This window comes from Pseudofrankia coriaricola, assembly GCF_032027725.1.
Taxonomy (GTDB): Bacteria; Actinomycetota; Actinomycetes; order Frankiales; family Frankiaceae; genus Pseudofrankia.
The window spans coordinates 1-12292 of the sequence record NZ_JASNFO010000134.1; the positions used below are offsets into that span (position 1 = coordinate 1).

Here is a 12292-nt window from a genome sequence, read left to right on the forward strand (position 1 = left end):
TCTAGACCTGTCTTCCGCACGTCCGTGCGGTGAGACAGTTGCTTGATCCCTTGTTCGGACCACGTCGGGATGATCGCGATCCGTAGTGACGGGTCTGGGACTGTTCGTGGCTGTGTCGGTCGCCAGGGACTACGGGCCGCCGAGCGTCGAGAAGCCGCTCGGCGCGCTCCCCGTCGTGCGCGACTACCTGGACCGCCTCGGCCTCGTGGACACGATCGATCGGCTCGCCCCGATCCGCGACAAGGTCAACCGGGCCACCCACGGCGAGGTCATCGCCGCGCTGGTCGCCAACCGGCTGACCTCGCCGACCCCGCTGCTGCACGTCGCGACGTGGGCCCGGGAGTGGGCGGTCGAGGAGGTGTTCGGCGTCGCGCCGGACGTTCTGAACGACGACCGGGTCGGTCGGGCGCTTGACGCGCTCGCCCCGGTCTGCGAGGCCGTCGTCGGCTCGGTCGGCGCCGCGGCGATCGCCGCGTTCGGCCTCGACGTCTCCCGCGTCCACTGGGACATGACGTCGATCTCGCTGCACGGTGCCTACCCCGAGGTCGACGAGGACTACGCGACCCCGAAGTACGGCCGTCCCAAGGACCGCCGGCCCGACCTCAAGCAGGTCCAGACCGGCCTGGCGACCACCGGTGACGGCGGGATCCCGCTGGTGCACCGCGCCTACGACGGCGGCGCTGGCGAGGTCTCCCAGGTCACCGGCGCGATGCGCGCGCTGACCCAGCTCGCCGGCCCCAGGCGCTTCCTGCTGGTCGGGGACACGAAGCTCGTCTCCTACGGCAACCTGACCGCGCTGACGTCCACGCCCGGAGTCACGTTCCTCGCGCCGGCGCCGAAGGCGGTCGTGCCCGCGGACGTCCTGGCCAGCCAGGACTGGGCCACCGCCACGATCATCGACCACGTCGCGGCCCGGGACCGCGACAAGCCGATCCACGAGCGGGCGGCCTACCGCGCCCGCGAGGGCGTGACCACCCTGCGCGGGCCCCGCAAGAAGGACCCGCCGGTCACCGTGCGCACGGTGTTCGTCTGGTCGTCCGCGAACGCGCAGGCCGCGCAGGCCGCCCGCGCGCTCAAGCTCGCCCGCGCCCGCGACGACCTCGACACCCTCGCCCGCGCCGCCGGCAGCCACCACCTCTACCGCACCGAGGCGGCGGTGCAGGCCCGCCTGACCCTCCTCGCGACGAAGCACCGTGTCTCCCGCTACCTCGTCGCGGCCACCAGCGTCGACCCGGACACCGGGAAACCGGCCCTGGCCTGGCACTTCGACCAGGCCGCCCTGGACGCCGAGGCCACCATCGACGGCTGGTACGCCCTGCTGACCAACCTGGACCCCGAGATCGGTCCCGCCGAGGTCCTCGCCCGTTACAAGGGCCAGGAGGTCTCCGAACGGCGCTACGGCACGTTCAAGGGCCCGCTCGCGGTCACGCCGATGTTCCTGCACTCCAACCAGCGGATCCACGCCCTCATCCACGTGATCTGCCTGGCCCTGCTCATCTTCTGCCTGGTCGAGCGCCAAGCCCGGCTCGGCGCCGGCCCCGACGGGAAGATCCCCGGCCTCTACGCCGGCCGTCCCGCCCGCCCCACCGGAGCACTCGTCTTCGGCACGCTGAGCAGGCTGCGCCTCGTGCCCGCCCAAAGCGACCAGGTCGCCTACATCCCCCGCCCCTCGGCTCTGCACCAGCACCTCCTCGACATCCTCGGTGTCGACCCGACCCAGCCACCTTGATCAGAAACCAGGCCGGTCAACACATCGAAACCCCATGTGCGGAAGACAGGTCTAGACGTCGCGGACCTAGAGATCCGAAGGCCGCCCTGCTCTTCCTGATCGGCGAGGCCCGCGGGTGGCCAGCGTCTGATTCGGGAAGTCGGCGCGTGTTGGCGGTCTGCGCCGCCTTCGCCATCGTCGCCGCGATCATTGTTTCCTCGGCCGTGTCGACGCTCTCCGTGGGAGGGATCGGGCGAGTCGACTGCTCGCCTCGCCGGTCGGGGCGGTGCGCCACATCAGCCGGCGGAGGTCGGCGTGCATGCGTCGCATGGCAAGGCACGCAGGTGTTGTCCCGGACGACGAGGTCGCCGCGGCTTCAATGGTGACGCAGCGCGAGACGTGGCTGGGGGCACCTGCCGAGGAGGCAGTCCGGCAGCGTCCGTTGTTCCTCGGTGACCAGCCGACGACCTGCTCTGTCAGGAAGCGAAGAAGCATGGACCTGTGGCTGTCGCGACGATTCCAGACGAGCAGGCGCACTCCGGTGGACACCTGGTCATAGAGGTTCAAGCACTCCGTCAGCGAGGGCCTCAGCGATCGCCGACGTCTTCCAGGACAGTCCGGATTCCTGTCGACGTGGTCAATACATGGTCATCTCCAGTCGGCGGCCCGGCCGCGGAGGTCCAGCCATGGACCCACAGGTCCCTGGCTGCCCCCGGTTCGCCCGCGCCCGGGAGCGGGTATCGCCGTCGAGGTGAGGAGCACCTCGTGGGGCGTGGCGCCGGATCTGGATGGCTGAGCGTTCCGCCGCCCATCACCGGACCGGCCGAGGCTGGCACCGGCTGGTGGTGCTGGTGCCGTTGGTGTTGTTGGTGGGGTTGGCGAGCTTGGAGTTCGCGAACAGCCAGTGGGTGATCCTGGAGCTGACGGTTCTGAGCCCGCTGTTGGCCGCGACGGTCGTCGGACCGCGGCTGACCACGATGTACGGGGTGTTGGCCGTGGTGGCGGTCGTCGTGCTCGGGGTGCGGGATCATCTCTACGGGTCGGCTACCAGCGGCTGGCCCGCTCAGGCGGTCCGGTTGGGTGGAGTGGCCGCGGGCGGGGTGATGGCCGTTCTGCTCAGCCGTTACCACTCTCGGCGGGAGACCAAGCTCGCGAACGTCACGCGGGTGGCGGAGGCGGTCCAGCGAACGATCCTCACGCCGGTACCTGGCAGGGTCGCGCACCTGCGGCTGGCGGCCCGCTACGAGAGCTCGACGGCCGAGGCGAACGTCGGTGGCGACTTCTACGCGCTGGTGGCCCAGGAACACGGGGCACGGCTGTTGATCGGGGATGTGCGGGGCAAGGGCCTCGCGGCCGTCCGCCTCGCGAGCCTGGTGACCAGCTGCTTCCGCGTGGTGACACGCCAGTCGGGTGACCTGGGCACGGTGCTGCGCGAGCTGGACGCCGAGGTGGCTTCCGCCGGGATGGACGACGACTTCGCCACGGCTGTGGTCATGGACGTCGAGGGCGGCCACGTGCGGTTCACCAACGCCGGGCACCCCGACCCGCTCCTGGTCCGGCGCGGGCAGGCGCGGCTGCTGGAACCCCCCGGCCGACAACTGCCGCTGGGCCTGGGCAGCGCCGGCGACGTCGTCGGCTCGGCCTGCCTGAAACCCGGCGACCGGCTTCTGCTGTACACCGACGGGATCGCCGAAGCACGCGACCCCGTGACAGGGACGTTCTTCCCGCTGCTACCCGGGGCCGCCGCCTCACTGGGCACACAGCCGGCCGGTGCCGATCGGGCCGGCCGGCTGAACGCCGCCGCAGGCGCTCGGTCCCTGACCTGCGCGGCAACGCACGCGCCCGCGGTAGCCCACCGGCCACCGCCCCGGCACCCACCCGAACGGGAACCCGACGACGCCGGAACCGCCGGGACGGAACCGGCAGACCTCGACACCGCGCTCGACCGTCTGATCGTCAGCGTGCACGCCTGGAGTGGCGGCGCCCTGAACGACGACGTCGCGCTGCTCGCCGTCGAGATCCTCACGCCACCCGAACCGTTCTGACCGACGCCGCAACGTCCCCCAGCCGCCGCCAGCAGCAACACCACGAACAGACCCCGTCGCCAGCGCCAGCCCGCGCCGCCGGCGCCCAGTTGCCCGGCCTGTCAGATCCACAACGCCATCCCGCGCACAGGCTTACCAACTACGCAGGCCCGTCGATCTCCAGGCTGATCGGCGGTCGTACGGTCCTGTGTGGATAGGTCCACATTCGGACGGCCAGGCGGCGGCCACCGTAGGACGGTGCCGGGGGCGACGAGCCGGTACCGCCGAAGCCTTCTCGGCAGAAGTCGGATCAGCGCGGTGAGTACGGCCCGGTCCGCCCAGCCCCACCGGGGCTTGGGCTGGTGCGCGGCGGCACGGCGACCTAGTGCCGCAACACGAGTAGCTCGATGTCCTTGGACGTCGACGAGCGACCGAGCCGGCCCGGAGGTGGGCAAGTGACCGGGCCGTCGGCATGCACCAGAGAGGCGCCGTGCAGCCAAGGCGAACCGGTCAGATGTTGCCAGGGTGCCTGAGGTCCGGGCGCGGCTCGCCTGGAAGACCGCCCATGTCCGGCGACTGTGGCGAGTCGTCATGGCCTCTGAACCTGATCTGAAGCGATGGCCACGGCACGGTCAGGGGCCGATAACTCCCCAAGCGCAGGACCGCCGCGGTGGTGCGACGGGTGTCCGACCGTCACCCGCGCAGCGGGGGGGGGTGCGTCCTCAGCTGCCCGCAGGAGCAGACCGGGCACTCGGCCGCGACGGATCGACGACGAGCGTGGATACTCGCAGCCCGGCGAGTTCAGCCTCCAGTTCGGCGATCCGTCGTTCGAGCTGCGCGCCACTTGGCTGGCGTATCGGGGTAGCGGGCCTCGACACGGGACCGGGTGGCTCGGCGACCAGGCCCAGCGGTTCATACGCCACGATGAGAGACGGGTCGAGGCCGCAGTCCGGGCAGCACATGGATGACATCCCGGACACCGTCGGGTTCCTCGTGGTGACGTGACGCCGTGTCTGCGTGATGTGGCCGCAGTAGAGGCGCACACGCCACCGCATGAGATCGTGGTCCTTCGGCTGAGACCTGTAGAGGATCTCCATGGCGCGGCGCGCGGCTGCGTCACGTCCAGCGTTCAGGACAGGATCCGCGACCTCCTTCTCGTCCAGCACCATCTCGACCCAGGTCTTGATGCGCTCGCTTCCCTGCTGCCGGCGCTGGTCCGCCTTGGTCAGCTTGTAGTCCTCCAGCGGCGTTCCGTGGCTCTCATGCGGTTCTTCGCCCACATCGGGAACTCTAGGGCGATCTTCGGAGCCGCCGGTCGCCAGAGAGCACGTCCGTGTGTCCTACCCGTGGTACGGCGCCACGGCCGACAAGAATGGCTGGCGTTCTCGCAGGCACGCTTTCACTACCGGCTCTGACGACCGGACGGCGCGGCTGTGGGACGTGTAGGAGATGGGGCGGGGATGCAGGTCGGCTCCGGAACATCGACGCACGCCGGCTGGTCACCGCCCGCCGCACGGCACCGTGTGCTCCCCGATGCCCCCGTATCAGATTGGGGTACACCCCAGCACCACATGATCAGCTAGGCCTCGGGGGTGTCAAGTTAGATCCTCGACGACGTTTCTTGACGCGTGTCTTCTCGGGTCTAAGACTTCATCCCGACAGCTCCGATGATGAAGGAGCTGGGGCCACGCGGGTCGGCTACTCAACAGCGTCGGCCAGCGGTGTGGGCCGACCGCGCCCGGTGGGCCGGGCGGCGGACCGCATGTGCCTGTGCGTCGGCATCGCCGCGCGGACCACGATGTCCGCATCGCTGTGTCCCCCGGGCACCCGCACGCGCCGCGGCGGGCGCCCTCGTCGCCGGCTGTTCACCTGTACTCGCCGGTCGCATGGCGTTAGACCGGGCAGGCCCACACGATCGAGCCGGCAAGCGTTCGGCCGCCGTCGGTCGTCGCGGAGAAGGAGACCTCACCGCCGCTGTCAGTGATCTGCACGGTGGTGGGCACCGCGTTCACCGCGTAGTGGGTGTCCGGCACGGCGACGGAGAAGGTCACGAGCGCCGGGTAGGTGCCGGCTCCGTGATAGCCGGTCACCACCACCGTGTTGGAAATGGAATAGCCGTGCACCGTCCCGCTTGCCGACGCCACATAGTGGGCGCCCGCGGTCTGGCAGCTGACTCCCGAGTCGATGTGGCCGGAGACCGAGACGGGAGACGTGATGACCACGCTCTCTGAACCTGGGCCGCCAGCTCCCTTGCCGCCCGGAAAAGTCGGGACAGGGGACGTGGTTGCCGTCGGCGTCGGGGTCGGCGCGGTCGCCGGCGTGCTCGCCGGCGCTGCGGACGTCGGCGAGCCGGCCGTCGACGAGGGCTCGGACGTCGACTGGTCCGTCGTCTGGTCGGCCGGCTGTTCAGTGGCGGTCGTCGTCGCCAGCGCGACGGTCGCGACCGGGGTGCCGGGCTGGCAGGCAGCGAGCGGCAGCAGTGCGGCGCCGGCGACGGCAGCCGCCGCGAGACCTCGACGGATCGGAGCGTGAAGGGCCATGGAAGCGAACCTCTGCCTTCAGGTCCTGGAGCTGGGCGGACGTCCCGGCGGGTGCCGCCGGAGGCAGCCGGCGCGATCACGGTTCCCGCGGCCAGGCCGCGCGGCGCCCGTCTCCCATGCCGGCAGGGCAACACCACCAGCCCAGGGTGAGAACCAGGTCCCCGCACCATGTGAAGGACATGCGAGTCCTGGTCTTCTTTCATGCCCACGGCCCGGCAGCAGCCGACGGCGCCGAGCTGGCGTCAGGTCTGGATGAGGCGGTTCTCGTCGGGCGCCAGCAGGAATCCCCGGCCCGGCGCCGGGGCGCCGATCCGGTAGTCGACGGCCCGGTTGCTCACCGGGTCGTTGCCGGGCGTGTCCGGCGCCAGAGCGATCTTCGTCGAGCTGGCACGGCGCAGCCGGAACGCGGTGGAGTCGTAGTCGGGCGAGCGCAACGCCTCGGTCCGGTCGGCGGCGACGACCCGCACCCGCAGATCGCGGTCCTCGACCAGCGGGTTGAGCGCGTCGCCGAACGCGCACACGTCGTCGACCAGCACGAACGTGATCCGCTGCTCGTGGGTGTGGCGGCCGATCGTGGGCCCTCCCAGCACCTGGCCTTCGCCTGTCGGGGCCAGCGACTGCGCGAGGATGCCGCTTCGTGGTGCTTGGACTGACCTGCCAGGCACAGCACCCGCCAAGCGGTAGGACCGTCTCGACGGGATCGCATCAGGTGCTTCGTGCGGTCAGCCCGTCCGAAGCCCTACACCTCGGTCGGGCGTCGGCCAGGCAGCCCGCAGCGACACAGCCATCGCGCCGGACCAGGCTATCGTTAGCATCGACGTCATGCAGCCGCGCCGGCACCGCATGCGCCAAGGGCAACGCCGCGATTCGGCGCGCGAATGGATCCGCACCGGCATCAAGATCACCATCGGCGGCTACGCCAGGCGGTACGGGGTCGACCGGTACACCGCCCACGACGACCTGACCTCGCTCGGCGTCGAACTCCCGGATACCGCGCGTCGATGGGCACGGCGCCCAGCGGCCATCCCACGTCGCCGAGCCGAACGTCGCGACGAGTGGCCCCACGACAACTCATGGATAACACTCGACGGCCGCCCGTTCTTCGTCGCCGGCTACACCGCCGGCGGCGCGCCCTACGGCATTTTCGCCGACGATGCGCCCGAGGGAATCCACACGGCTGAGCCCGGGAACTAACAGGTCAACACCGGTGGCCTAGGGGGACGAGGACGGTGTTCTCCGCGAGCAGCCGGCCAGCCTTGCGGGTCAGGTTCAGCGGCTGTTGGAGGCCATCGAGCCAGACGGTGGCCTCGGTCGCGGTGGCGAGCGCGACGCCGCCGCCGGTGAGGTGTTCGCGCAGCAGGGCGTTGATCCGCAGACTGGTCTGCTGCCGGGGGCCGGGGTTGCGGTAGTTGCCGGACAGCCGGCGGCGCAGACTGTCGCTCTCCCAGGCAGGTGAAGTCCGCTCGCCGGGACCAGCGGCGCCCAGTGGGCGCGGCGGGCGTAGCGGGGCTGCCTGATCCCGCTGAGGGGCGGCTCAGATCGCGGGTGTCGGCGTGGCGACTGCGGCGGCGGCGAGCGGCTCCAGAGCGCGGCGGGCGATCCTGGCGTCGCCGTCGACCGTGCTGTGCCCGACGGCATCGGCCACGGTCGTCTGGCCGCTCATGAGGCTGTAGAGGGTGTCGGCGGACATGGTGACCACCACGTCGCCATGCGGTGCCGGCCCGCGGCGGACGGTGAGCTTGCCGGCATCGGAGCTGAGATAGAAGAACTCCGGCCCTACGCGGAGCTCGCACGTCTGACCGTCAGGCAGTGCGCTCGGCCGGCCCACGCCGATCAGCAGTGCCCATCCGGGCTGGCTCACGTCGTCTTCGGACGGTTCAGGTCCGTAGCGCAGACCCCAGTCCAGCAGCTCTTTGAGCGCGGGCAGCAGCCTCTGGCCTGCGCCGGTCAGCTCGTACACGGTCACGTCGGTCGGTGCGGGGAGAGTACGCCGGGTGACGACGCCCGCGCCCTGCAGGTCCTTCAGGCGTGAGGCCAGGACGTTGCTGGGGATGCCCGGCAGCCCTGCCGCGAGGTCGCGGTAACGGCGCGGGCCCAGAGTCAGCTCCCGCACGAGGAGGAGGCTCCACCGTTCGCCGACGACGTCCAGGGATCTGGCTATGGGGCACACCTGGCCGTATCGCTTCATGAAGGCAACGGTACCCTTCATATTAACAAGCACCAACTGCTCTGAAGTATTGTGCCGTCGGGCCAGGGCGCTGTGGTGGCCCTTGACTTGCTCGTCGCGGCCGAGCTGCCCCTGCGGCGCACAGGGGTGAAGCTTTGGCTCGGACGCTCAGAAAAGGGTAGATGGTGAGGCTCAGCCTGAATGCACCGATCCGGTTCTGGAGTCGTTCCGGGTGGTCTGTAACCATCGCTAACTGGCAGTAGTTGTCGGGGGTGCGGCTGGTCGGCCGCTCACGGTTCGGCGGCTTGCCGGGGTCCTGGCTCGGGGCGAGGGCGTGGGGTGGGCTGACCGGGTGCGTGGTGGTGCCGGCGGGCCGCCGGTCAGGCGGCCTGGGCGGGTGGTGGGGCGTGGACGGCGGTGAACAGGCCGGTCAGGGCGCCCTCGGCGTGCCAGCCGGTGGGCAGGTGCAGGGTGAGGTGGCCGCGGCCGTGGCGGGCGAGCCGGGCGGGGATCTGGACGAGGTGGGCGCGCAGGGTCGCGCCGCGGGCGCGGGCGTGGAACGGGGAGGCGAGGGTGCCGGCGGCGCGCAGAAGGTTGTGGGTCAGCGCCGCGAGGGCCAGCCAGGCGGCGTTGGCGGTGAACACCCCCGAGGGCAGGTGCGCGAGCGGGCCGTTGATGAGGTCGGCGTTGACCTGTTCGATGATCGCGTGGTCGCGGTGCTGGGCCTCGGCCTGTGGCAGGGTGAACGGGCTGTCGGTGAACACGGCGTGGTAACGCCAGGTGGGGAACAGCTCGCCCTGGCCGGGGGCGGCCTGGCGGTTGAGCGCCTTGACCCGGCGGACGATCAGGCGGGCGGTGACCCGGGCGCCGGTGTGGCCGAGGGCGGTGTAGGTGGTCTCGGCGATCTCGGCGTCGGAGACCCGTTGCTTCAGGTCGTCGTCCCAGATCGCTTTCGGGTAGCGGATCGGGGTCCACGCCGCCTCGTCGATCGCCGCGCAGGCGGCGTGGACCGCGACGTTCTGGGGCGTGGTGATCGAGAAGAAGACGCCGGCGCGGCGGGCCGCGGCGACGACGGCGGCGGTGTAGAAGCCGGAGTCGCACCGGGCGACGACCAGGCCGGTCGCGCCGGCGGCGCGGGCGGCGCCGGCGGTCTCGGCGAGGAAGCTCGCCGCGCCCTTCGCCGAGACGGCGCTGCCGCCGCGCAGCCGGGTGGCCGCGACCACCGGCGCCGCGGTCGGCGTCGACACCGTCCCGACCAGGGCGCCCAGGCCGCGGACGAACACCGACCTGGCGGCGATCTTCGTGTGGCCGAAGGCGGCGCCCTGCTTGGCCGGGCCGAAGACCCGGCGCTGGCAGGAGTCGAGGTCGACGAACGCCAGCGTGCCGGCCCCGCCGAGCAGCGGCGTCGCCGCGGCCAGTTCGGCGAGCAGTAGCCGGCCGACCTTCTGGAGCTGGCGGACGTTGCCCCAGGTCAGCGACCGCAGGAACGTTCCCAGCGTCGACGGCGCGCGGATCCCGCCGAACAGGTCGGCCAGCGCGTCCTGGCGCAGCAGCCCCAGGTCGTCGATGCTGTCCGCCCCGGCTGCCATCCCCGCGACCAGACAGCCGACCTTCGCCTCCGGGTTCGCCCCCGCCGACCTGGCCGAGGCGGGCAGGCGCAGATGCTCGGCGACCAGGTCCGGCAGGCCGGCCCGCTCGGCCAGCCGCATCACCGGCACCAGGCCGGCACAGGCGACCAGGTTCGGGTCGTCACGCCGAAGATGGATCTTCGACGGGACATGCAACAATCGCACTTCGGAAGTGCCCTCTCGACCGGGTGGACGGTAGCTTCAGCAACTCCCATCCTCCCAGGTCAGAGGGAACTTTCTCGTTCAACCCACCGAGCACGAGACATATCGGCCGGTGCATCCAGGCTCAGGCACCCACGCCCGAAATGGCTGTGACCCCGCCGTCGATCAGGAAGTCCGCCCCGACGACGTACGCAGAATCGTCCGACGCCAGGTAAACGGCCAGCTTCGCGATCTCCACCGGCTCGGCCAGCCGCTTGCTTGGATTGTTGGTTCGGAGGATGTCCTTGACTGCCTCTCCCTGCTCTTCGCCTGCGAAGCGACTGAACATTGCCGTGTCCGTCGGGCCCGGGCTCAGAGTGTTCACGCGAATTCCGCGGTCCAGGAGTTCGGCGCTGAGGATTCGAGCGAGATGGCTGACCGCGGCCTTGCAGGCCGAGACGGTCGAGGTTGTCGGCCACCCCTTACGGGCGCCGACAGACGAAGTGATGATTACAGACGATCCTTGCCTGAGCAGGGGCAGGGCCTTCTGGATCGTGAAGTACACCCCTTTGAAATCGACGGCTACCACCTTGTCGAAGCTTTGCTCTGTCACGTCTTCGAACAACATGAATTCGCTGTGACCTGCGTTTACGAACACGCCGTCCAGGTGTCCGAACTCCTGCTTGATCGTGGCGAACATTGTGTCGAGATCGGGGAGATTGCTGACGTCCGTGCGAACGGCGAGACTTCCGGCTCCGAGCGTCTCGTTAGCCGCCTTCAGTGTCTCCTCGTTCAAGCCGCAGATGGCGACGCGTGCGCCCTCTCTGTCGAATTCCTGCGCTGTGGCCAGCCCGATCCCGCTGCTTCCGCCGGTGACAAGGATGTTCTTGCCCGCGAGCCTACCCATTTTCGTTACTCCCTCAGATCGAACCGCTCAACGGCGTCGTTCGCCGCGTTGAAGACCCGAAATCCGTCGAGTCGGTCCAGTGCATTCCGGGTTCGTCGCCGTGCTCGATGTGCATCTCGGGACTGGATCCTGATGCAGCGAACTCGAACTCCGGCGAATACGTCGCCATAACGAAACGGATGCCACCTGCAGGTGGGAAGAGAGCGGGCGCCGCCGGACTGTTCCCGGTGTTCGGGCAGGTGGCGGGCGGGCTCATCTGCACTCCAGAGGAGTGCGAGCTAGCTCCCCAAGCCAAGACGGATATCGCCGCGCCTTGCGGGACCACAGCGCGACCCTCCGCATCGTGGCCGGTGACAACCTGGCGTACCCGCATTCCCTGTCCCCTGCTCGTCGCGGCCTGTTCAAGATCACCATCCAGAACTTCACAGAAGCAACGTTACGATTCATTTTTTAAAGTGTCAACATGCAGGGCTGTGTCCTCGGGCTGGACGCCGTGGACGCTGGGGAGTGCTCTCGTGAGCGGGCTTGCGCCGGTGACCGACGCGGGCGGTGGGCGGGGTTCGACGGGCCGCCGGGCTTGTGGGCGACGACTTCACGCACGTGGCGGGATGAGCGGATCAAGGACAACGACCGGGAGATCCGCGACATCTCCGCACCGACCAGCGTGCCGAGATCATCGAGTCCCTGCCCGGCATGGGCCCCATCCTGGGCGCCGAGTTCGTCGCCATCGTCGGCGACCTGTCCGGCTACCGCGACGCCGGCCGCCGCCTTGCCTCCCACGCCGGCCTCGCCCCGGTGCCCCGCGACTCCGGCCGTCGCTCCGGCAACTACCACCGGCCCAAGCGCTACAACCGCCGCCTGCGCTGGCTGTTCTACATGTCCGCCCAGTCCGCCATGATGCGGCCAGGCCCGTCGCGGGACTACTACCTCAAGAAGCGCGGCGAGGGGCTGCTGCACACCCAGGCCCTGCTCGCCCTCGCCCGCCGCCGGGTCGACGTGCTGTGGGCCATGCTGCGTGACAAGAGACAGTTCACCTCCGTCCCGCCGGTCACGCAGACGGCTTGACTTCGTCATTGAGATTCCCTGAGCTGTCCACCGGCACACGCCGGCCGTTCTGGTATGGAGTGGTGTCCGAACTGGCCGGCCCCGTCCCGGAGGGGCGAGGCCGGGGCCGGCC

Annotated in this window: 10 protein-coding genes and 1 pseudogene; 5 read left to right on the forward strand and 6 right to left on the reverse strand. The window is 70.2% G+C overall.

Going from position 1 to position 12292, the window contains the following annotated elements; all coding sequences use genetic code 11:
- Positions 1 to 106 precede the first annotated feature (106 nt).
- Both QOZ89_RS44035 and QOZ89_RS44040 read left to right on the forward strand, forming a co-directional pair.
- Positions 107 to 1729 carry an IS1634 family transposase gene (locus QOZ89_RS44035; RefSeq protein ID WP_312626674.1) on the forward strand — a complete coding sequence of 541 codons (1623 nt, stop codon included), beginning with the start codon at positions 107 to 109 and terminating at the stop codon, positions 1727 to 1729.
- Positions 1730 to 2496: 767 nt separating this feature from the next.
- Positions 2497 to 3753, forward strand: a complete 1257-nt coding sequence (locus tag QOZ89_RS44040) for a PP2C family protein-serine/threonine phosphatase (RefSeq protein WP_071048470.1) — start codon at positions 2497 to 2499, stop codon at positions 3751 to 3753.
- Between the two features lie 701 nt (positions 3754 to 4454).
- On the opposite strand, the gene QOZ89_RS44045 is transcribed toward QOZ89_RS44040, so the two are convergent.
- Positions 4455 to 5012, reverse strand: a complete 558-nt coding sequence (locus tag QOZ89_RS44045; protein WP_071048469.1) for a hypothetical protein — start codon at positions 5010 to 5012, stop codon at positions 4455 to 4457.
- Positions 5013 to 5624: 612 nt separating this feature from the next.
- Positions 5625 to 5954, reverse strand: a complete 330-nt coding sequence (locus QOZ89_RS44050; RefSeq protein ID WP_116271492.1) for a hypothetical protein — start codon at positions 5952 to 5954, stop codon at positions 5625 to 5627.
- Between the two features lie 58 nt (positions 5955 to 6012).
- Here QOZ89_RS44050 and QOZ89_RS44055 point away from each other — a divergent pair, with 58 nt between their 5' ends.
- On the forward strand, positions 6013 to 6264 hold the full coding sequence (locus QOZ89_RS44055; RefSeq protein ID WP_116271491.1) for a hypothetical protein: 252 nt from the start codon (positions 6013 to 6015) through the stop codon (positions 6262 to 6264).
- Between the two features lie 250 nt (positions 6265 to 6514).
- Here the strand turns inward: QOZ89_RS44055 and QOZ89_RS44060 are convergent, their stop codons facing one another.
- The gene (locus QOZ89_RS44060; RefSeq protein WP_071048467.1) at positions 6515 to 6862 is read right to left on the reverse strand and encodes a hypothetical protein; all 348 of its coding nucleotides are present in this window, start codon (positions 6860 to 6862) and stop codon (positions 6515 to 6517) included.
- Positions 6863 to 7094: 232 nt separating this feature from the next.
- Here QOZ89_RS44060 and QOZ89_RS44065 point away from each other — a divergent pair, with 232 nt between their 5' ends.
- Positions 7095 to 7466, forward strand: a complete 372-nt coding sequence (locus QOZ89_RS44065) for a hypothetical protein (RefSeq protein WP_071048466.1) — start codon at positions 7095 to 7097, stop codon at positions 7464 to 7466.
- A 340-nt stretch (positions 7467 to 7806) separates the two neighbouring features.
- Here the strand turns inward: QOZ89_RS44065 and QOZ89_RS44070 are convergent, their stop codons facing one another.
- The 3 genes from QOZ89_RS44070 to QOZ89_RS44080 all read right to left on the reverse strand — a co-directional run bounded on the left by QOZ89_RS44070 (position 7807) and on the right by QOZ89_RS44080 (position 11115).
- Complete coding sequence (locus QOZ89_RS44070; RefSeq protein WP_071048465.1) at positions 7807 to 8481, reverse strand: winged helix-turn-helix transcriptional regulator; 675 nt, start codon at positions 8479 to 8481, stop codon at positions 7807 to 7809.
- A 338-nt stretch (positions 8482 to 8819) separates the two neighbouring features.
- Entirely contained in the window at positions 8820 to 10223 is a 1404-nt protein-coding gene (locus QOZ89_RS44075; protein ID WP_241841672.1) for an IS1380 family transposase, read from the reverse strand.
- Positions 10224 to 10353: 130 nt separating this feature from the next.
- Positions 10354 to 11115 carry an SDR family oxidoreductase gene (locus QOZ89_RS44080; RefSeq protein WP_071048463.1) on the reverse strand — a complete coding sequence of 254 codons (762 nt, stop codon included), beginning with the start codon at positions 11113 to 11115 and terminating at the stop codon, positions 10354 to 10356.
- A 607-nt stretch (positions 11116 to 11722) separates the two neighbouring features.
- Here QOZ89_RS44080 and QOZ89_RS44085 point away from each other — a divergent pair.
- Positions 11723 to 12180: pseudogene (locus QOZ89_RS44085) on the forward strand (transposase); the annotation flags it as partial.
- Positions 12181 to 12292: the final 112 nt, after the last annotated feature.